This window comes from Pseudomonas sp. SZ40 (genome assembly GCF_052958135.1).
On the sequence record NZ_JBQWIF010000043.1, the window covers coordinates 23,678 to 44,500 of the forward strand.

The 20,823-nt window shown below is 63.0% G+C and carries 16 protein-coding genes; 4 read left to right on the top strand and 12 right to left on the bottom strand.

Annotated features, from left to right (window positions below; all coding sequences use genetic code 11):
• Nucleotides 1-113: 113 nt before the first annotated feature.
• From ACT9T4_RS23290 to ACT9T4_RS23315, 6 genes are all read right to left on the bottom strand, one after another.
• Nucleotides 114-1,448, bottom strand: a complete 1,335-nt coding sequence (locus ACT9T4_RS23290; protein ID WP_499119179.1) for an LLM class flavin-dependent oxidoreductase — start codon at nt 1,446-1,448, stop codon at nt 114-116.
• Nucleotides 1,448-2,308 (bottom strand): TauD/TfdA dioxygenase family protein, encoded by an 861-nt coding sequence (locus ACT9T4_RS23295; protein WP_499119181.1) that lies wholly within the window; start codon nt 2,306-2,308, stop codon nt 1,448-1,450. Before ACT9T4_RS23295 ends, ACT9T4_RS23290 begins: the two co-directional genes overlap by 1 nt.
• 18 nt (nt 2,309-2,326) lie before the next feature.
• Nucleotides 2,327-4,879: a TonB-dependent receptor plug domain-containing protein gene (locus ACT9T4_RS23300; protein ID WP_179538230.1), complete on the bottom strand. Its 2,553-nt coding sequence runs from the start codon at nt 4,877-4,879 to the stop codon at nt 2,327-2,329.
• A gap of 81 nt (nt 4,880-4,960) precedes the next feature.
• A complete protein-coding gene (locus ACT9T4_RS23305) occupies nt 4,961-5,647 on the bottom strand; it encodes a peroxiredoxin-like family protein (RefSeq protein WP_499119183.1) in 687 nt (228 codons plus the stop codon).
• Entirely contained in the window at nt 5,644-6,978 is a 1,335-nt protein-coding gene (locus ACT9T4_RS23310) for an LLM class flavin-dependent oxidoreductase (RefSeq protein WP_042556460.1), read from the bottom strand. The genes ACT9T4_RS23305 and ACT9T4_RS23310 overlap by 4 nt, the downstream gene beginning before the upstream one ends.
• Before the next feature lie 19 nt (nt 6,979-6,997).
• Complete coding sequence (locus ACT9T4_RS23315) at nt 6,998-7,981, bottom strand: ABC transporter substrate-binding protein (protein WP_042556461.1); 984 nt, start codon at nt 7,979-7,981, stop codon at nt 6,998-7,000.
• Between the two features lie 387 nt (nt 7,982-8,368).
• On the opposite strand from ACT9T4_RS23315, the gene ACT9T4_RS23320 reads away from it, so the two are divergent.
• The 3 genes from ACT9T4_RS23320 to ACT9T4_RS23330 all read left to right on the top strand — a co-directional run bounded on the left by ACT9T4_RS23320 (nt 8,369) and on the right by ACT9T4_RS23330 (nt 11,256).
• Complete coding sequence (locus ACT9T4_RS23320) at nt 8,369-9,700, top strand: LLM class flavin-dependent oxidoreductase (RefSeq protein ID WP_499119186.1); 1,332 nt, start codon at nt 8,369-8,371, stop codon at nt 9,698-9,700.
• Between the two features lie 100 nt (nt 9,701-9,800).
• Complete coding sequence (locus tag ACT9T4_RS23325) at nt 9,801-10,415, top strand: nucleotidyltransferase family protein (protein WP_499119188.1); 615 nt, start codon at nt 9,801-9,803, stop codon at nt 10,413-10,415.
• Between the two features lie 421 nt (nt 10,416-10,836).
• Nucleotides 10,837-11,256: a bifunctional diaminohydroxyphosphoribosylaminopyrimidine deaminase/5-amino-6-(5-phosphoribosylamino)uracil reductase RibD gene (locus ACT9T4_RS23330; RefSeq protein WP_042556464.1), complete on the top strand. Its 420-nt coding sequence runs from the start codon at nt 10,837-10,839 to the stop codon at nt 11,254-11,256.
• On the opposite strand, the gene ACT9T4_RS23335 is transcribed toward ACT9T4_RS23330, so the two are convergent.
• Entirely contained in the window at nt 11,189-11,437 is a 249-nt protein-coding gene (locus tag ACT9T4_RS23335; RefSeq protein ID WP_197077066.1) for a helix-turn-helix domain-containing protein, read from the bottom strand. The two genes, ACT9T4_RS23330 and ACT9T4_RS23335, sit on opposite strands and share 68 nt — an antisense overlap.
• A gap of 398 nt (nt 11,438-11,835) precedes the next feature.
• On the opposite strand from ACT9T4_RS23335, the gene ACT9T4_RS23340 reads away from it, so the two are divergent.
• Nucleotides 11,836-12,123: a hypothetical protein gene (locus ACT9T4_RS23340; RefSeq protein ID WP_499119191.1), complete on the top strand. Its 288-nt coding sequence runs from the start codon at nt 11,836-11,838 to the stop codon at nt 12,121-12,123.
• On the opposite strand, the gene ACT9T4_RS23345 is transcribed toward ACT9T4_RS23340, so the two are convergent.
• The 5 genes from ACT9T4_RS23345 to ACT9T4_RS23365 all read right to left on the bottom strand — a co-directional run bounded on the left by ACT9T4_RS23345 (nt 12,104) and on the right by ACT9T4_RS23365 (nt 19,627).
• A complete protein-coding gene (locus tag ACT9T4_RS23345) occupies nt 12,104-12,721 on the bottom strand; it encodes a histidine phosphatase family protein (RefSeq protein ID WP_042556466.1) in 618 nt (205 codons plus the stop codon). The two genes, ACT9T4_RS23340 and ACT9T4_RS23345, sit on opposite strands and share 20 nt — an antisense overlap.
• Before the next feature lie 65 nt (nt 12,722-12,786).
• A complete protein-coding gene (locus ACT9T4_RS23350) occupies nt 12,787-15,252 on the bottom strand; it encodes a TonB-dependent receptor plug domain-containing protein (RefSeq protein ID WP_499119193.1) in 2,466 nt (821 codons plus the stop codon).
• Nucleotides 15,253-15,358: 106 nt separating this feature from the next.
• Nucleotides 15,359-15,856 (bottom strand): RidA family protein, encoded by a 498-nt coding sequence (locus ACT9T4_RS23355; protein WP_042556467.1) that lies wholly within the window; start codon nt 15,854-15,856, stop codon nt 15,359-15,361.
• Between the two features lie 11 nt (nt 15,857-15,867).
• The gene (locus ACT9T4_RS23360) at nt 15,868-17,451 is read right to left on the bottom strand and encodes a flavin monoamine oxidase family protein (protein ID WP_499119195.1); all 1,584 of its coding nucleotides are present in this window, start codon (nt 17,449-17,451) and stop codon (nt 15,868-15,870) included.
• 34 nt (nt 17,452-17,485) lie between these two features.
• Entirely contained in the window at nt 17,486-19,627 is a 2,142-nt protein-coding gene (locus ACT9T4_RS23365; protein WP_499119197.1) for a TonB-dependent receptor, read from the bottom strand.
• Nucleotides 19,628-20,823: the final 1,196 nt, after the last annotated feature.

A 20,823-nucleotide genomic window follows, 5' to 3' on the forward strand; every position in this document is an offset into this window, starting at 1 on the left:
GTTCGGTGGGTGCCGCGTTGATTGGCGCGGCATCTGGATGCACGTCAAGGCAATGGACGGATACTAGGAAAGGCCTTTTGAATATGCAAAGAACGTATAAAAATATGCTTATGTTATTTTCTAAATCTATTAACTGGCGTGCGCAATCCGAGGTGCTCGCGCAGGGTGCTGCCCTGGTAGTCGGTACGGAAGATTCCACGCCGCTGCAGCTCGGGCACCACCTCATCGAGAAAGCGCTCGGCGCCGCCTGGCATGTAGGGCGGCATCACCACGAATCCGTCCGCAGCCTCCAGTTCGAACCACTGCTGGATCTGCTCGGCGACCGTCTGCGGTGAACCGATGAACTTGGCGAACGCCAGGCTCGATGCGTACCAGCGGCCCAACTGTTCGAGCGTCCAGCCGGCTTCGATGGCGTTGCCGATCACCACGTCGAAGCGCCCCTTGCTGCCGCGGATGTGCTCGCGGATATCCGGTACCGGCGCCTTGGGGTCATGCCTCGCCAGGTCGTAGTTCATGCTCGCCGACATGAATGCCAGGCCGGCGATGGGCAGGATCTGCTCGTCCAGCTCGGCGGCCAGGGCGTGGGCCTGTTCATCGCTGTCGGCGATGATCGGGTAGAGGCCGGGCAGCACCTTGACGTCATCGGGCTGGCGGCCGGCGGCGACCACCTGCTCCTTGAATTCGCGGTAGAACGCTCTGGCCTTTTCCAGCGTCGACTGCACCGGGAAGACCACCTCGGCGTTGCGTGCCGCCAGCGACTGAAAGGCCGGCGACACGCCGGCCTGGATCAGCACCGGGTGCCCCTGGGGCGGGCGCGGCAGATTGAGCGGGCCGCGTACCTTGAACCAGTCGCCCTGTTGGTTGGCGTAATGCAGCTTGCTGGCATCGGCATAGCGGCCACTGGCCTTGTCGACCAGCAGCGCATCGTTTTCCCAGGTGTCCCAGAGGGTGCGCACCACATCGAGAAACTCGCTGGCCTTGGTGTAGCGCTCGGCGTGGCCGAGATGCTCATCCAGGCCGAAGTTGCGGGCCTCGCCATCGTTCACCGAGGTCACCGCATTCCAGGCCGCGCGGCCGCCGCTGAAATGATCCAGCGTGGCGAACTGACGGGCGACATGGAACGGCTGGTGATAGCTGGTGGAAATGGTCGCACCGAGGCCGATGTGCGATGTCAGCACGCTGAGCGCCGAGAGCAGCGCCAGGGGCTCGGGCGAACCGCTCGGTCGCCAGGTCACGGCGGCATCGAAGGAGCCGCCATGGATATCGTCCAGGGCCAGCTTGTCGGCCACGAACAGCATGTCCAGTTTGGCGGCTTCGGCCTGTTCGGCCAGGCGCTGGTAATAGCGTATGTCCAGCGCATTGCCGACTTCCGCTTCGGGCAGGCGCCAGCCCGCAAGGTGGCTGCCGGCATGGCTGACGAACAGCGCCAGGTGCAGTTGCCGGGCCATCAACCGGCTACCTGCGCGCGCACGCGGTGGGGGATGTCGTCGTCGGCGATCAGCACCCGTTCCATCACCCGGTCGAAGTCGCCGTAGTTGTAGACCGGATAATGCAGCAGCGCGCGGTTGTCCCAGAACGCCACGGTGCCTGGCGTCCATTTGAAGCGCACCTGATATTCCGGATTGCCGACTTCCCTGAGCAGCTCGGCGACCAGTGCGCGGCTTTCCTCGACGGACCAGCCGATCACCTGTGGCGACATCGAGAAGTTGATGAACAGTGCGTCCTCGCCGGTTTGCGGATGGGTGCGCACCAGCGGATGGGCGAGGATCGGGTAGCTGTAGCCGACCCTGTCCAGCGACGATTTGAAATTGTGGGTGACGTAGAGGTTGTCGATACGCGCTTTCAGTTCATCCGAAAGGCCTCGATAGACCAGGCCGGCATCTGCCCACACGGTGTCGCCACCCAGCTCCGGCAGCGCTACCGCACGCAGCACCGCGCCCCAGGTTGGCTTGAGCATCCAGCTGGTATCGGTGTGCCAGCGACCCTTGCGTGCATCGCCGTAAGTCTCCTTGGCCTGGCTGGCGAGAATCAGGTGGGCCTGGGGTTTGTTGCGGTCTTCCTGGCTGGTGGTGGGGTGCACGTACAGCTCGCCGAACTGGCTGGCGAAAGCGATCTGCTGTTCGCTGCTGATGTGCTGGTCGCGAAAGAAAATCACCTTGTGGCGCAGCAGCAGCCCGTGAATCTCGTCACGCTGTCGCGCGTTGAGTGGCTTGCTCAGGTCGATGCCGCTTATCTCGGCGCCCACGGTGGGCTCCAGTGGCGTGACCACGAGGGTTTCGGTGAGCGCGACGACGTTCTCTGCGGGCATGGGGCTGTCCTCTTGTCGTTACCAGTCGTAGGAAAGGCGCGCGTAATAGAACGCGCCGTTTAGCCCGTAGGGGCTGAAGCTGCCGTATTCATCAGGGTTGTTGATTTCGCTGGGGTTCGCTGCGCCCAGCCCGGTGACGCTGGGGTTGGCGGCCTGCTTGTCCGGGCGTATGCCGAACAGGTTGTTGGCGCCGATGGAGGCGGAGAGGTTGTCGTTGACCAGGTAGGTCAGGTCGAGGTCGGTGATCCAGCGGGCGCCGAACTCGCGGTCGGCTGCTGCACTGATGCCCGCTTCGGTGTACGTGCCGTAGCGGGTCAGTTGCACATCGGTGATGAAGTCGCCAATGCGCCAATTGCTGCCGAAAACCAGTTTGTCGCGTGGCGTTCCGCGGGTCAGGTCGGTCTGTGCCTGATGGCCGAAGATCACGTAGTCGCTGCCGAGCAGATTGCTGACCGTGCCGTTCTGCTTGATGTCGCGAATGGTCGTGTGGTTGTAGCTGTACAGCGCCGACCAGCGCACCTGGCCGAAGCGCCCGTAATCGCTGTTCAGTTCGCTGACCAGATCGACGCCGTCGGTGCGAGTGTCGACGCCGTTCATGTTGTATTGCGCCGAGTACAGGTCGTTGATGCCGAGCGAAGCGAGGGTGTCGCGGATCACCGTTGAAGAGCCGCTGTCGCGGATGATCTCGCTCTTGACGATGCGGTCCTTGATCTCGATGCGGTAGGCGTCGAGCGTGATGCGCGCGTTGCGCGTCGGTTCCCAGGAGATGCCCACGCTGAAATTGGTCGATTTTTCCGGTTCCAGATCCTGGCCACCCAATGCCTGGGCCGCGGTGCTGCCAGGCGGCAGGTAGCGCGCCAGCAGCAACTGATAGCTGCCGTCCGGCAGCCGCACGGCGGTGTTCTGGGTGACGGAAAAGGTCTGCTGAGCCAGCGAGGGCGCACGAAAACCGGTGTTGAAGGTACCGCGCAAGGCCAATCCCGGGGCCAGCTCGTAACGGGTCGAGAGCTTGCCGCTGGCGGTGTTGCCGGAACTGTCGTCGTAGTGCTCGAAGCGCACGGCGGCGCTGGTGTACCAGCGCTCGGTCAGGTTGCTGCCGGCGTCGAGGTAGACGGCGTAGCTGTCACGGTCCAGCGAGCCGGCATCGGCCACCGACGTGCCGGTGAACGATTGCAGGCCGGCGCTGGGCCGTTGCCCGGCACGCGGGTGGCCAACCGGGTAGACATAGCCGCCGTCGCGGTACGAGTCGGGTTCGCCTTCGGTCTGCAGGTACTTTTCCCAGCGATGCTCGATGCCGGCCGACAGTTGCAGCGGTTTCGGCAGGCCGATTTCGAAAGGCCGGGTGATATCGAGGTTGCTGGTCCATTGTTCGAACTCCAGCGCGCCCAGGTAGAACGAGGTCTTGCTTGCCGGCCCCAGGGAGGCATTCAGCGTGTTCTGTGCCCCCAGGCGTACGTCGTCCTTGCCGTAGGTGGTGCTCAGGTCATAGGCCCAGCCGGCCAGGTCGCCCTTGCCGCCAAATGCCACCTGGAAGTCGCGCTCGTCGATCAGGCGCTGGGCATGAAATCCATCCGGATAGATCTCGGGTATCGACGCCAGGCTGGTGGCGCGGAAGCTGCCACGGGTGTCGACGATTTCCCGGTCGCTGTAGGTGGCGAACGAGTACAGCGTCAGATCGTCGCGCAGCGGCAGTTCGGCGTTGTAGGAGAGGTTGTAGACCTTGTCGCGGTTGGACCGGCCATATCCCTTTTCCAGCAGCCGATCCACCGAGCCCTCGCGGGGGTCAGGCTGTGCGCCGGGGGTGCCGAACGGCACCGACTGACCGCCTTGCACCGGGTAGTACCAGGCGCCCTGGGCATCGCCGGCCGCATAGGAGGGGCCCTGCAGGCGGATATCCAGCGAACTGTTGAAGAAGCCGCCGTTGTCGCCAAGCGCGAAGCCGCCATTGAGTCCGGTCTGGGTCAGGTCGCCGGGTTTGTCTTCCTGCTGGCCGCTGGTCACGCTGGCGCTGCCGCCATTGTCCTGACTCTTGAGGATGATGTTCAGTACTCCGGCGATGGCGTCCGAGCCGTACTGCGCCGAGGCGCCGTCGCGCAGCAGTTCGATGCGCTCGATGGCCGAGGTGGGGACCAGGTCGAGATCCACCGGCACGCTGCCGCTGGCGATACGCGCGAAGTTGTTGTAGACCGCCGTGTTGTGGCGACGCTTGCCGTTGACCAGTACCAGCAGGTGATCGCCACTCAGGCCGCGGATCGACACCGGGCGTACCGAGGAAGAGGTGCCGCCACCGGCCTGGGCGGGCGCGCTGAATGACGGCACGATGCGACCCAGGGCCTCACGCAGGCTGGCCTTGCCGGTCTTGCGAATCTGCTCGCCGCTGATGATGTCGATCGGCGAGGGGCTGTCGGCCACGGTCAGGGTATTGCTGCGGTTGCCGGTGGATATCACCGAAACCGTACCGAGGGCCGTGTCCTTTTCCGCGGCCCAGGTCGCCCCCGGTAACGCCAGGCAGAGCAGCGACAGGGCATAAGGCAGGCGTTTTTCGGGACGAACGAATCCTGGCGCGTGCATGGGCCGCATCCTTTTTTAGAGAGAAAGAGTCGTGTTGTAGGGCGGCTTCGGCTTTTGTAGGGTGGACCGGGACGAACTACATCAGGCGCTTCTCGCCACCTTGTCGGTGACCCCAAGCACCTCATCCACCGCATCAATGATCGGTTGCGCTTCGCTGCGCACCAGCCAGTCCGGGCTGACCTCGGCGAAGTGCACGCGGTGGTCGCTGCCGATCACCACCACGGTCGGTTGCGGCAGCTCCCAGGTGCCGGTACCGGTCACGGCGCCGATGCCCGGGCCCTTGCTGAGTGCGGCCTGGCGCGACGGCTCGTCGAATTCGTAGAGAATGCCGAAGCGCCGAGCCAGGGCGTTGTCCCGATCGCTGACGACCTGCAGGGTCAACCGATGCCTGTCGCGGATCTCCACCAGGCGCTCCGGCACCTGCGGGCTGACGGCCACCAGCGGTACCCCGCGCTGCTGCAAGGCCGGCTGCAGATGGCGTTGGTAATGGGGGATGGCGATATTGCAGGCCGGGCAGCCGGCGAAGCGAAAGAACACCAGCACCGCCGGGCCGTCGGCGACCAGGCTTTCGAGGCTCAGGGTGCTGCCGTCGACGTTCTCCAGTTCGAAGGAGGCGACGTTGTCGCCGACCTTGACGAAGGCGTCGTGACGCGCCTCGTCCACCAACTTCTGGCGTTGCTCGATATTGACCTTCAGCGCCTCAGGGGCCCAGGTGCGCTCGCGCTCGGCGTGCAGTTCGGCCAGCAGATCGTTCAGGGAATCGCTCATGCCACTTCTCCTTGTGCGCGTTGCAGCGTGTTGCGGTTGGTGGGTACGGCCAGGCCGAAGTTGTCACGCAGGGTATTGCCCTCGTATTCACGGCGCAGCAGGCCGCGGGTTTGCAGCAGCGGCACCACGTGCTCGGTGAAGTAGGCCAGGCCGTCAGGCAGCAGCGAGTTGACGATGAAACCGTCGGCGGCGCCGTCTTCGAACCAGTCCTGCAGGGTGTTGGCGACTTCTTCCGGTGTGCCGACGAAATCGCGGCGTGGGCGCGAGAAGTGCAGGGCGACTTCGCGCAGGGTCAGGTTCTCTTCGCGGGCCTGCTGCTTGATGCGGTCGGAGCCGCCTTTCTGACTGTTGCTGCCCAGGTCACCAAGGTCGGGGAAGGGCGCGTCGAGATCGTGTGTGGAGAAGTCGTAATCATTGAACGGGCGCCCCAGGGCGACGATGGCATCCTCGATGCTCACCAGTTCGACGGCCTGCTGGTAACGGCTTTCCACCTCTTCGGCATCGCGGCCGATGATCGGGCGGATGCCCGGCAGGATGAACAGCTCGTCCGGATTGCGGCCGGCCTTGGCCGCACGCTGCTTGAGGTCCGCGTAATAGGCGCGGGCCTCGCTGAAGGATTCCGGGCTGACGAAGATCGCATCGGCGTTCTGCGCGGCGAAGTTGCGGCCATCCTCGGAGGTGCCGGCCTGGAAGATCAGTGGTTGGCCCTGGCGCGAACGCTGGATGTTCAGTGGGCCCTTGACCTTGAAGAACTCGCCCTGGTGATTGAGGGCATGGAGTTTTTCCGGATCGAAGAATTCGCCGCTCTGCTTGTCGCGGGTGAAGGCATCGTCTTCCCAGGAATCCCACAACCCCTTGACCACGTTCACGTGCTCCCGGGCGATGCGGTAGCGCGTGGCGTGCGGCGGGTGCTCGGCCTTGCCGAAGTTGTCGGCGGTGCCGGAGAGCCAGGAGGTGACCACGTTCCAGCCAGCACGCCCTCCGCTGATGTGATCCAGCGAGGCGAACTGGCGAGCGACCTGGAACGGCTCGGTGTAGCTCACCGTCACGGTCGCCACCAGGCCAATGTTCTCGGTGACCGCAGCCAGCGCCGAGAGCACGGTCAGCGGCTCGAAGCGGTTGAGATAGTGCGGGCTCGACTTGGCGTGGATATGCAGGCTGTCGGCGATGAAGGCGAAGTCGAACTTGGCGCCTTCGGCCAGCTGTGCCTGCTGCTTGTAGAAACCGAAATTGACGCTGGCATCGGCCAGGGCGTTCGGATGGCGCCACTCGCCCCATCCGTGGCCGACGCCGTGAATCATCGCGCCAAGTTTGATCTGTCGTTTGCTCATGGAAAATGCTCCTGTCGATTTACTGAGGTTGCGCCTGGGCAACCGCCTTGCCCGGCTGCTCGGCACGGGCAGCGTTGAAACTCGGATCGAACCCCTGGGATACGTCCACGGCGCGGGTCAGCACGCCCTCTTCGAGATAGATGTCCGAGACCTGCTGCAGGTCGCTGATCACCTTGTCGGTGATCTCGGCGCGGGAGTGGGTGGTTTCCTTGACCGACTCCAGGTGCACCGCGACCGGCAGGCCGGTAACCCGAGCCTGGGCTTCTGCATAGGCCTGGTGATGGTCGTTGGCCCACAGGAAGGCGCGCTCGACACGTTTGACGAAATCCTCGAGCTGCACGCGTTTGCCGTCTACGGCGTCCTGGGTGGCAGCCAGGTAGAAGTGGTTGGTCAGCAGGTCGTCGCTGTCACGCAGGATGCGTGCGCCGTTCTGGGTGATGGCGATGGTGGTGTAGGGATCCCAGGTCGACCAGGCATCCGCGGCACCGCTTTCCAGGGCGCTGCGGGCATCGGTGGGCAGCAGGTTGACGAAGGTCACGTCGGAGGTTTTCAGACCGGCTTCGCGCAGCGCCCGGATGACCAGGAAGTGGCCGATCGAGCCGCGGTTGGTGACGATGCGCTGGCCCTTGAGATCGGCCACGGTTTTCAGTGGCGAGTCCTTGGGCACCAGAATCGAGGTGGTGTAACGGCCATCTCGCTTGATGATTTCCACCACCTTGAGCGGCGCCCCGGCACCCAGCGCGAACACGTAAGGGGCATCGCCAAGACCACCGATGTCTACGGCGCCAGCATTCAGCGCTTCGCCCAGTGGCGCCGCTGCGGGGAATTCGGAGAAGTCGATGCGGTAGGGCACGTCGTCGAGTTCACCGGCAGCCTGCAGCAGCAACTTGATGCCGGATTTCTGATTGGCGACGCGTAGCGGTTCGAGGTCGGCAGCGCTAGCTTGGCCACCCAGCAACAGGCTGCTGCCCAACAAGGTGGCGATAAGGGTACGAATCAGCATGTGATGGCTCCTGGTTCGGCTTCATCGGCCGATGGAAGGTGAGTGTTTGTGGGGTGCCAAGGGCTCGCCGTGTGGCGGTCGTGAGCGCAGAGAGGGCACGGTCGCGGTGAGCGCAGCGTGCGGCCGAGCGCTATCGGGCAATACAGCCCCGATAAGCGTTGGCAGATGATGGTGGGATGTCATGACGTTGCGCTCCCGGGATGGCTCGTGGGGACGGCCTCCACCAGGAAAGGGGTCGGTCTGGAACTGACCTTATCCCTCTAATAAACAGCTGTGAAAGTCTTTATGGTTCTAAGCTAATTATGTAATTTCATTATTTAAACTGTTTTTAAATATCAGTAATAGGTATTTAATGCCTGCCACGAGTAGATCGTTGCGGATTTTCATATGAGCGGTAAAAGGCAGATCAAACTGGGCGCGGTGGCCATGGGCGTCGGTGGCCCGGGCCGGCACAATCTCTGGCACGACCCCGAGATTCCAAGTGATGCCAGTGTCAATATCGACTGGTTCATCGACCTGGCGCGACAGGCCGAAGCGGCGCTGTTCGACCTGATCTTCATCGTCGACAGCCAATTCATCACCCCTGACTCGCCACCCCATTACCTCAACCGGCTGGAGCCGTTGACGCTGCTTTCGGCTCTGGCGGTGACGACCCGTAATATCGGTTTGGTTGGCACCCTGACCACGTCCTACAACGAGCCCTTCAACGTGGCTCGCCGCCTGGCCTCGCTGGATTTGATCAGCAAGGGGCGCGCCGGTTGGAACGTGGTCACCAGTGGCGATGCCGGTACCGCCGGCAATTACGGGCGCGACGAGCATTACGACTACGACACTCGCTACGGGCGTGCCCTGGAGCACGTGCAGGTGGTGCAGAAGCTTTGGCAGTCCTACGAGGACGATGCGCTGCCGCGCAACCGTGAGACCGGGCAGTTTCTTGACCGCTCCAAGCTGCATGCCACGCACCACAAAGGTGAGTATTTCTCGGTGGTCGGGCCACTGAATATCCAGCGCTCGCCCCAGGGGCAGCCCGTGATTTTCCAGGCCGGTGATTCGCAGCAAGGCCGCGAACTGGGTGCGCGCATCGCTGATGTGGTGTTTACCCACGCGCCAAGCGTGGATAAGGGGCAGGCCTTCTATCAGGACATCAAGCGTCGTGCGCAGCAGCAGGGTCGTGACCCGGACGAAGTGCTTATCCTCCCAGGTGCGCAGATCTTCGTCGGCGACACCGACCAGCAGGCGCGAGAAATCGAGCGGCGCTATCACGAAGCGGATCACAGCTTCGAGCAAGCTCTGGCCGAGTTCGGCCGCTCCTTCGGCTGGCATGACTTCCGCCAATACGACCTCGATGCGCCATTCCCGGTCGAGGCGCTGGAGCATGCGCGCAGCAGTTTCTACACCGCCGCCAAGGCGGCCACCGACATGGCCGTCAGCAAGGGCTGGACGCTACGCCAGGCGGTCGCCAACGGCCTCACGCTGCGGCCCAACGCGTTCGTCGGTTCAGCGCAAACCGTTGCCGATGAGATGATTCGCTGGTTCGAGGCGCGGGCGCTGGATGGCTTCAATATCTACGTGGGTCACCCGGAGCAATTTCGCCGTTTCACCGAACAGGTGGTGCCGATCCTGCAGGCGCGCGGTGTCTATCGTCGGCAGTACGAAGGCAGCACCTTGCGTGAGAGCTTGGGGCTGGAGATTCCGCGCAATCGGCGGCTACCCGCCTGATCGGCAGATACACTACGTTGGTTTTCAATGCGCCGTAGAAAAACGGGATTGCACCGGTAAGATTTCCACGCCAGGACGTATAGGTAAGCAGCACATGGCAATGAACCATTGTTTATGCCGAACCGCGCAGCAGAGTCGCACCTGGCTGCTGACGCAGCGGCTGGAAGCGATCGTGCGGCAGTCTTCCTGGTTCATGGATGCGTTGCAAGGGGCTCGCCAGCTGGAGTTGAGCGATTGGTGCATCGGCGCCGGGGCAGTGCGCAATCTGGTTTGGGATCACCTGCACGGTCATACCGAACCGTCGTTCCTGGCGGACATCGATCTGGCTTATTTCGAACCGCTGGAGTCGTCTGCGGCGACGGATACCGAGTTGCAGGCGATGCTGGGTGTCCTCGCTCCTCGCTTTCCCTGGGAGGTGACTAACCAGGCGGCAGTGCACCTGTGGTTCGAGTCATGTTTCGGCCATGCCGTCGAGCCGTTGCAGTCGCTCCATGAGGCGGTGGCGAGCTGGCCCGAGTTCGCCACTTCGGTTGCCGTGAGTCTGGACGCCGATGGCGCTTTGCGCATCATTGCCCCACATGGGCTGGATGACCTCTTCGATATGCGCGTGCAGCGCAACCCGGCGCGTGTCAGCGAGCAGACCTACCGTCAGCGGAACGAGCAGAAGCGCTACCAGGAGCGCTGGCCGTTGGTCACTGTAATCGATGCCGGGTAACTGGGTTGGCAGGTTCCGTACCTGGGCGATAAGCGCGTCGTTCAAACGGGTACGAACGCAGCAGGTTACGCCAGAGCCTGGGCTTGGCGATTGCGCGCAATCGACGCCTGCAGCGGAGAGTCTGTTTTTCGAAGAGTCTGCAGGCCCAGGGTCTGTTGACGTTTCAGCGCGAGCCGCGTTGCTGCGAGAAATCTCGCCAGGCGAGGCGGAGGGCGCAGGGAATGGCATTCCCTTTTCAAGTCCTCCAACGACGCATGGCGAGATTTCCCGCGCAACCCGTAGGGCCGGGCCAGTTTTAGCGCGATGCTGCGTTTCTCGGTGGCTCATTTGGCCAGCCAAACTTCGCACCTCGTGCCTTGCCTCGCGCAAAAACTGGCTCCGGCGCGGTCGTGCTGAAACGTCAACAGACCCTGAGTACTTCATGTCGCTCGCCTTGGCGGAAGGTAAACGAGCTTTACCGGCGTGCTTGCCGAATCCACCGGTCGGTTGCGTGCTGGTCCGAGAGGGCAGGGTCGTCAGCCGAGGCCACACCCAGGCGCCTGGTCAGCATCATGCCGAAGCGATGGCTCTGGCCCAACTGCCATCGGGAAGTCAGCAGGGCCTGACGGCTTACGTCACCCTGGAACCCTGCTCGTTTCATGGGCGCACGCCATCATGCGCTCACGCCCTGGTCAGGCAGGGCATCGAACGGGTGTTCATCGCCATACTGGATCCCGATCCGAGAAATGCAGGTGCCGGCGCACGGATTCTTGTCGATGCCGGCATTGAGGTGATCATCGGGACAGGTAGTGAAGAAGCTGAACGCGATCTGCGGGGCTATCTTCTGCCTGGCGGCGCTTGAGTGGCTCAGGGCAGCACCCGGATGGGACTGCTGCCGCATCTACCCCTATGACGAGGTGGCGCCTGCTCAGCCGTAGCGTGCGGCATCGAAGCAGCCCCGGTCCTCTCTTCATCCTGCGCCACAGCGTGGTGGTGCTGATGCCCAGGTGCTCGGCTGCGCTTTGCCAGTTGCCGCTGGCCACCAAGGAGTTCTAACCGTAGGAGCCCGCTCGCGGGCGAATCGATTGCAGCCATCCAGCAGGACCTGCGATGCAACCACCAATCACCCACAACCGATGAAGTTCTACCCCGTAGGAGCCCGCTTGCGGGCGAATCGATCGTGGCCATCCAGCAGGACTTGCGGTGCAACCACCAATCACCCACAAGCGACGGAGCTCTACCCCGTAGGAGCCCGCTCGCGGGCGAATCGATCGTGGCCGTCCAACAGGACTTGCGATGCAACCACCAATCACACACAAGCGATGAAGTTCTACCCCGTAGGAGCCCGCTCGCGGGCGAATCGATTGCAGCCATCCAGCAGGACTTGCGGTGCAACCACCAATCGCCCGCAAGCGGGCTCCTACATGCGTGCAATGGCTGCATGGGGCGGAGCGTTCCATGGCTGGACGCCGCCAGCGCGATCTCCTATCTCGGCAAAAGCGTCCTCATGGAGCTGTACTGGGAGGGTGAGGCGGAGTCCTACGGGCACCTCGCCCATATCATCGGTGTGGTCTTGCCCATGACCGGCATCAACCCGCATGCCTACTTCCTGATCGTGGCGCTGGACTGCGACGAGCGCCGCGACCCTTACGAGGTGCACCTCTCCGATATCCGTGCGATCGGCGTGGTGAAGGGGCGAGAGCAGGGGGCTATGCCAGGTTTGGCGTGACCTGCGGCAGTGTGTTACTGCCGTATTCGGCGGTGAAGGATGTCAATGGCGGGCTCACTTGCAGTTCACAGATCGCGGCGTTGTCCAGTTGCCAGTCGAACAGGTCGTGGTGATCGCCCCGCGCGATGGCACGGATGACCTTGGCCACGAAGCCGTGGGCGACCAGCAGTACGGTCGCGTCGGCATTGTGCTGGAGCAGTTCTGCCAGGCCTGCATGAACGCGGGCGAATACCGCGGCGATGGTTTCACCTTCGTCGGGCGCTGCGGACCACTGGCGGGTGATGTTTCTCGCCCACAGGCCGGGAAACGCCAGGCGCGCCTCGCGCTGGGTAAGCCCTTCGAAAACGCCTACGTTGCGCTCGCGGAACGCGTCGTTCACAACCACTGCAGGTCCGCTTTCACCACGCAGAATCTCCGCTGTCTGGCGGGCGCGCAGCAGCGGCGAACTGATCAGCACGTCGATGCCCTCGGGCAACCGAGCCCGCAGCCTTTGCGCTTGGGCGATGCCGGTGTCGTTCAAGGGGGGATCGAGGGCGCCGAGGTAGCGCTGCTCGAGGTTGAAAGCCGTTTGTCCGTGACGTACCAGCAACAGGTTCATGCCTTCTCCTCATCATCCAAGGCGATGCTCGCCAGGCCTGTGGAGGGCTGGCGGGCATCGCTGCGTCAGAACGCGTAGCTCAGTCGGGTGTAGTAGTAGCCACCGGTGAAGCCGAATGGCGAATAGGTGCCGTAGCCGGAGCCCATGGTCGCGCTGGCGATGCCCTGACGTTTCGGATAGACGTCGAACAGGTTCTTCGCACCGATGGCCAGATCGAGGTTCTCGGTAAGGCTGTAGCCGACATCGAGGTCGGTGATCCAGTTGGCCTTGTAGACACGGTCAAGGCTGCGGTCATTGGCGTCGTTGACCTCCCGATAAGAGCCATAGCGCGTCAGGCCGAGGTTGACCGTCCAGTCGTCGAGGCTCCAGGTGGTACCGAGGATCAGCTTGGTGTTGGGCTGTACGTTGGTCAGCAGGTTACGGGCCTCGCGGTTCATCAACTCGTAAGCGGTGCCGAGAATCTCGGTGCTCTGCTGGTAGCTGCGGATCTCGGTGTCGTTCCAGTTGAAGGCCGCCGTCCATTTCAGCGAGCCGAAGCGTTGCAGGTTCTGGTTGTAGCTGGCGACGATGTCCAGGCCTTTGGTGCGGGTGTCGGCACCATTGACGAAGTACTGGCCACCCGAGGTCGAGGTAATGCCGTTATCGATCAGCGTCTGGCGCACCTCTTCGCCCAGCAGGCGGCCGGTGAGGGTGATGCGATCGCGTATGTCGATCAGATAGGCGTCGGCGGTAAGCGACAGCTCGGGCGTCGGCGTGTAGGTCAGGCCCAGGCTGAAGTTGGTGGATTTTTCCGGTTTCAGCGCCTTGGCACCAAGCGCCCGGGCGGCGGCGGACTCTACCGGCAATACGCCAAAGTTGAATGACTGATACACACCGTCGATCACCGCGTAGCTGGTCGAGCGCGCACTGAACAGGTCGTTGGCCAGCGACGGCGCACGGAAGCCGTTGCTGACGGTGGCGCGCACGGCGAACTCGGGCGTGAAGTCATAGCGGGTCGTCAGTTTGCCGCTGCGCGTGGCACCTACGCCCTGATTGTAGTGCTCATAGCGCAGGGCGGTGCCCAGGTACCACTTTTCGCTCGGGCTGAAGCCAACGTCGACGTAGCTGGCAACGCTGTTGCGGCTGGCGCTGGTGGCTTCGGCCGGGGAGATGCCGTTGGTGACCTGGGCGCCCGAGGATGCGCATTCCTGGGCGCCACTGACCGGGTTGGCTCGGCAGTAACCGCCATCCGCCCACGAAGCCCAGTCGCCAGCACGCACCTGGTAGGTTTCCTTGCGGTGCTCCAGGCCCCAGGACAGGTCCAGCGGCTTGCTGAGGCCAACCTCGAAGTTGCGGCTGAAGTCGAGGTTGCTGGTCAACTGGGTGGCGATCCAGGTACCGGACTCGAACGAGTTGGGGGTGGCTTCGCCCAGGGAGGGATTCTGGTTGTTCCAGGTGCCCTGTTCGGCGGCGTTGCGTCCGTAAGTGCTGGAGAGATCCCAGCCCCATTCACCCACCTCGCCGCGCCCGCCAAAGGCTGCCTGCAGGTCGTCTTCTTCGATATACCAGGTTGGCGTGTAACCGGCAGGGCGTCCGTTGGGCCCGGTGGTGATGGTGTTGACGATGGTCGGCAAGCGGAAGTTCTGGCCCTGTTCGCCCTTGCGATACGACCAGGTGGTGAAGGAGTACAGCTCCAGATTGTCGTTGATCGGCAGCTCGGCGTTGTAGCCCAGGGTCAGCAGGTTGATCTTGGGTGTACCGTAACCGCCGTAGGTGGATTTGCCTGCCAGATCATAGGCCTGTTCATAGGTGTAGCCGTTGGCGCGTGCCTTGTTGTCGTCGTTCTGGCTGCGTGCATCCAGAGCGAATTGCAGGACGCCGCCATCACCGATCTCGAACCCCTTGTTGAGGCTCTGCTGCACGGTCTGTTTCTTGCCGTCGTAACCTTGACCCAGGTTGGTCACCGCAGCGCCGCTGGTGTCGGCCTTGAGGATGACGTTGATCACCCCGGCGATGGCATCCGAGCCGTACTGCGCCGCTGCGCCGTCACGCAGCACCTCGACGCGATCGATGGCGCCGATGGGGATCAGGTCGAGATCCGTGGGCGCAGCACCGGCGTTGATGCCGTTGATGTTCAGCGTGGCGCTGGTGTGGCGGCGCTTGCCGTTGACCAGCACCAGTACCTGGCTGGCATTCAGGCCGCGCAGGTTGGGCGCGCGGGCGATACCGCTGGCATCCCAGCCGGTTTTTTCCGGCAGGGTCAGCGAGGGGACGCTGGCACTGAGCGCTTCCATCAGACCGGGCTTGCCGGTTTCCTGTAACTGAGCGGCGCTGATCACGTCGATGGGGACCGGGCTGCTGGTTACCGTGCGAGCTTCGCTACCGCGGTTGCCGGTGACGATCACGGTGCCGAGTTGCGACGAAGCAGCCGGCTGGCCGCCATGGGTTTGCGCCTGGGCGCTCGCTGAACCCAGACCAGCAGCGGCGATTGCCAGGGCAAGCAGGGCGGGTGTGAAACGGGCAGTGGGCAGATCGAAGGGTGATGAAGGCATGTGCTCTCTCCATGAGGCAGTCGAACGTGCAGCTTTTTTCGGGTGCACGCCGCCTCTCCGCCGGGCTGGCCCGGCGGAAAAGGCTTATCAGGTGTTGAACGGGTATCTAAGGCGCTTTGGCTGCGATCGCTTCGATCTCTACCAGAGCGCCTGGCAGCGGCAATGCAACGACTTGCAATGCCGTACGGGTGGGCTTGTTGGGCTGTTGCGCGGTAGCGAAGAACTGGGTGTAGGCAGCTTGCAGGCCGGCGAAGTCGAGCTTGCCGTCGTGGGCCGGGTCTCCAACCAGGAACACCCGCAACTGCACGATGTCACCGAGATCCAGGCCCTGGCTCTGCAATGCCGTGCGAATCTTGTTGAGTACCGAGAGGGTCTGGGTCTCGGTATTGCCGTAGGCCGCGATGGTCTGTGGCTTGGCCTTGGGGTCGGCGACATCGGGCAAGGTGCCGCTGACGAAAGTCAGCGAGCTACCGGCAGGTACGGTGACCAGTTGCGAGATGGGGAAGTTGGAGCCTGGTGGGTCGATACGCTTGATGGCATCGGCCTGGGCATTGATAGCGGTCAGGGTCATGAGGGCTCCGAGTAGCAAGGCAGGGTTTTTCATCGTCATTCCTTTCAGGCGGCAACGCCGGATCGTTGTTGGAGGGCATGGGTGGCGATCAGCCCTACCACGCGGCGCGCCGACTCGGCTGCGGTGTTCTGCCAGATGCCGACGCCGCCATGGGCCAGTGAGTCGCTGGCCAGCCAGGTACGCCCCTGGGGCTGATTGAGTTCGTCGTAGGACGGGCTGGAGGTACCGGCACCGTGGACGATCCACGGGCTTTCACTGAAGGCGATCTTCGACCAGTTGACCGCCAGCGGCCGCCCGAGCTTGCTGCTGTGCCCCGGGTGCAGGGATTCCACGGCCTGCCGCGAGGAGGCGATCTGCTGCTCCAGGGTTTTGGCGGCGAAGGTCTTGGCTACCTCGCCATTGTTGTAGGTGCCCACCAGCACGCCCTGGGCGCTGTTGAGGCCCTCGCTGGGGTACCAGAGCGTGCGCGCTTCGTGGTTGATGTAGGAAAGCCCACCGTATATCTGGTACTCGGTTTCCCAGAAGCGCGGTGACTGCCAGGCGACCTTGTTGCTGTAGTCGCCCTCGGTTCTGCCCAGTGCGGCCTTGAAGTCCTTGCTGAAGTTGCTCGGTAGTTTGGCCAGCAGGGGCGTCGGCAGGGTGACGATGGCGTAGTCGGCTTCCTCGCTGTGCTGCCTGCCGCTGAGGCGATCCTTCCAGAGCACTTTGCTACCGCGTTCCGAGGTTTCAACGCCAAGCACTTCGGCATTGAGCTGCACGTGCTGTTTGACCCGCTCATAGAACGCATAGGGAATACGATCCATGCCGCCGACCGGTTGCATCATGGTGGCGGAGAACTCCGGGATCTCCTCGAATATCTGCGGCAGCAGCAGATTGCTGTCGAGCAGGCGTGTCAGTTTCTCGGGTTGCCGGGTGATTGGTGTCTGGTCGCCAGCGCCGGCGAAGCGGCTATAGCCGGCACGCACCGAACCCTTGTAATGGTGTTCGGCGTCGAGATCGCCATATACCCGCAGGAAATCCAGCAGCCCCTTGCGCTCATCCGCAGAGAGCTGCTGATCCAGGGCATGGCTGCTGACACTGCGAGACAGCAGTTCGCTGAGCCAGCCGCGGGTGTCGTTGACTACCTGGCGAAGCTGCAACGGCGGGCGGCCAAGATCCGGCTGCACCAGGGCACTGCGGCTGCTGTTGACCAGCGGTTGCAGCTCGACACCGAACTCCCGGCAGTAACCGAGAATGGTCAGGTGATGGCTGGGAATGCGGCCGGCGCCGGCGTTGAAGAACAAACCCTCGTCGAATTCCACGGTTTGCCGAGAGCCATCGTTATGCTCGATGCGATCGCCGTTGCGCAGGGTCCAGACACGACCACCAATACGCTCGCGGGCCTCCAGCAGCTTGACCGAGAAGCCGGCCTTGGCCAGCTCGTAGGCCGACACCAGGCCGGCGATGCCGCCGCCAACGATCAGCACGCGCTTGCCATTGCCGGCACTGCCCGCGATGTTCAGCGGCTCGAACGCCGCCGCCTGCAGGTGGCCCGGCATCAGGCCCAGGCCGCTCATGGCGCCCATGGCGGCGGAATAGCCGCCTACGGCGGCGATGCGGGAAATCAGGTCTCTGCGGGTAAGTCCCATTTCTATCTCTCCTTGAAGGTAAAAGGGCGCTCGCTCAAAGGTCGTAACGCACGCTCAGCAGAACGGTGCGTGGGTCATTGACCGAGTAGTAGGCGGTGCGACTGGCGGCCGAATTGGCGACGCTTTGCGGGTAGGCGCGGTCCAGCAGGTTCTTGACCGACAGCGTGGTCGTCCAGTGGCCGTCGCCGCTGGCATAGCTGGTGCTGGCGTTCCAGAAACCCTGAGCCGGGACTTCGTAGATGTCGGCGTTCAGGGCGTTGGCGTAGGAGCGGGTCTGGTACTGGTAGTCGGTAGCAGCGATCAGCGCGCCGGGCAGGGCGACCGGCACCGTCCAGTTGAGGCCCAGGCTGGCATTCCAGCGGGGGGCGAAGATCATTTCCTTGCCGTCAGCGCTGACCCCCGGGCCGCTGGCGTTCTGGAAATCGTCATACTTGCTCTTCAGGTAGCCGATGTTGGCGGTCAGGCGCAGGTCGCGGGTTAGCAGCGCGGTGTTCTCCAGTTCCAGGCCGTAGGTATGGGCGCTGCCGACGTTGGTACGCAGGTTGGCGCTGATGGCCGGATCCCAGGCGTTGGTCTGCAGGTCGTCGTAATCGTTGTAGAACAGGGCGATGTTGCTGCGCAGCCGGCCAGCGGCGAAGTCGCCCTTGAAGCCGACCTCGTAGGTGGTCACGTTTTCCGGATCGAACCCCTGTTCGGCCGCCAGCCGGGTCGGCGCGCGGTTGTCGAAACCGCCTGCCTTGAAGCCCTTGGCCACGTAGCCGTACTGCACCAGGTCATCGCTCCAGGCGTATTCGAGGCCGACCTTGGGGCTGAACGAAGCCCAGGATTCGCTGGTTTCGGCACTGAAGTTGGTGCCGGTTATCTGTCTGTCCGGGGTGATGGCGTAATTGCTGTAACGGAAGTTCTTGTGCTCGCTGGTATAACGCAGGCCGGTAGTCAGCGACAGGCGCGGGGTCAGCTTGTAGTTGCTCTGGCCGTACAGCGCATAACTTTCAGTATCGGTGGTGCTGTACTGGCCGGAAGCGTTGACCCGGTCGGCGGCCACCGAGTAGGTCAGGCTGTCGCGTTCGGCGCTGAAGCGCTCCTTGTAGAGGTACAGTCCGAGGGTATAGGTGAAGTCGTCATGGCTGCCGTTTAGCTGGAATTCCTGGGTGGCGTAACGCTGCTTGTAGAGAATCAGGTTGTTCTGGATCGGTGCGGCGTTGCCGCTGTTGGCCTGACCGGAGTTGTCGTAGTCCACCGGCTGATCGAACTCAGACCAGGCGGTGACCGACTTGAAACTGAGGTTGTCGTTCAGGGTGTAGATCGCACGCAGCACCGCGCTGCCCTGGTCGAGTTTGTTCTTCGGGTCGAGGCTGCTGTAGGTCTTGAACTTGTCGTAGCGACCGGTCGCTGGATCGAAGGGCGAGTAGCTGGTGGTATCGCCACGGTCGAAAGTGCCGGCCAGGGTCAGTTGCACATCCCAGGGCGAATCCTCCGGCGCGAGGCGCAGCTTGCCGCGATAGGACTGGATGTCGACGTTGTTGACGTCCTTGTTGCGGGTACGGTTGCGAACCGTGCCGTCACGGGTCAGGCGGATCGCCGAGAAGCTGCCGAACAGGGTGTTGTCGACCAACGGGCCGCTGATCAGCAAGCGGCCGTTGCGGGCGTTGTAGGTGCCGGCACCGAGTTCGAAGAAACCGCGCGTCTGCTGATCCGGATCACGGGTGATGACACGTACCGCACCGGCGGCACTGTTGCGCCCATAGAGCGTGCCCTGTGGGCCGCGCATTACTTCCACGCGCTCGACATCGTTGAAGTCGATCATCGAGGAAATCGCCCGGGGGATGTACAGGTCATCGGCATACACGGCCACCGCAGCCTCCTGGATCGGGTCGGTTTCACCGATACCCCGGATGCCGTAGGTCTGCGCGCTGTAGGAAATCGACTGGCGATTGAGGGTCAGGTTCGGCACCCGGCCCGAGAGGTCACGTACGTTGTTGATCTGCGCGTCGCGCAGGGCGTTCTCGTCGAAGGCGCTGATCGCCAGTGGGGTTTTCTGCAGGTTTTCCGAGCGGTGTTCGGCGGTCACGGTGACGGTCGGCAGGCGATCGTTATCGGCTGCACCGGCCAGTGCCGAGATACTCAACGCGATGGATAACACGAGTGGGTGCAACGGGTGGAGGAGGGTTGGCATCGCAGGCTTTCCTGGCAGTCATCGATAGGATCGTGATGTCGGAAACCGGCCGCCTGCGGGCAAGGGAGCAACCCCGTCGTCAGGACACAGTGCAGCGGGAATCCATTGCCTCCACCGTGTCGGGGTCGGGTTGCATAAACGATATTCGTTTTAAAAATGTCTGTGAAAGCACATTTACTTCTAAACTAATTATTTATTTGTCTTATTTAGTCGTTTTTAAAATATCAAATTAATTGATTTTAATGGGTGCGCTGATTGCTGCGGATCGGTGCATGATCACGGGCATGAACCTGTGTAGTGCTGGGGGCAAGACGGGCACCCTGGCTCGAGCTGGGTGTGGTGAGGCGTTCTTAATGACGCCACGTCGGCGGTGCCGGACGGCAGTCGCCATCGAAGAGAAAGCCTCCATGGGGTGATAACTCATCTTCTGCCAAGCGAATGACTGGCTCGACGCTGGCGTATACGAACAACGCGCCGAAAGCCTCGTCGAATCGATTCGCCACCAGCGGGCTAACTTCACCCAGAAGGCGTGGTGCCCATTTGCCGGTCCCATACCAGCGGCCCCGCCCACGTAACGCGATTTCCACCAGTTTGGCATCACCCCGACCGAAATCGGCACGGCCTCTGGTCGCTGCCGCTGTTCGGCATCTTCATCGTCACGGCGATGGTGACCGGCGAGCTGCCGGTAGGCTAAGCAGCCCCGTAGGAGCCCGCTCGCGGGCGAATCGATCGTGGCCATTCAGCAGGACTTGCTGTGCAATCACCAATCGCCTGCAAGCGGGCTCCTACATGGCCGGACTAGCTGTGCAATCACCAATCGCCCGCAAGCGGGCTCCTACACGGCCGGAGTTCTAACCCGTAGGAGCCCGCTCGCGGGCGAATCGATCGTGGCCATTTAGCAGGACTAGCTATGCAATCACCAATCGCCCGCAAGCGGGCTCCTACATGGCCGGAGTTCTGACCCGTAGGAGCCCGCTCGCGGGCGAATCGATCGTGGCCATTTAGCAGGACTAGCTATGCGATCACCAATCGCCCGCAAGCGGGCTTCTACACGGCCGGAGTTCTGACCCGTAGGAGCCCGCTCGCGGGCGAATCGATTGTGACCATTCCGCAGGACTAGCTGTGCAATCACCAATCGCCCGCAAGCGGGCTCCTACACGGCCGGAGTTCTAACCCGTAGGAGCCCGCTCGCGGGC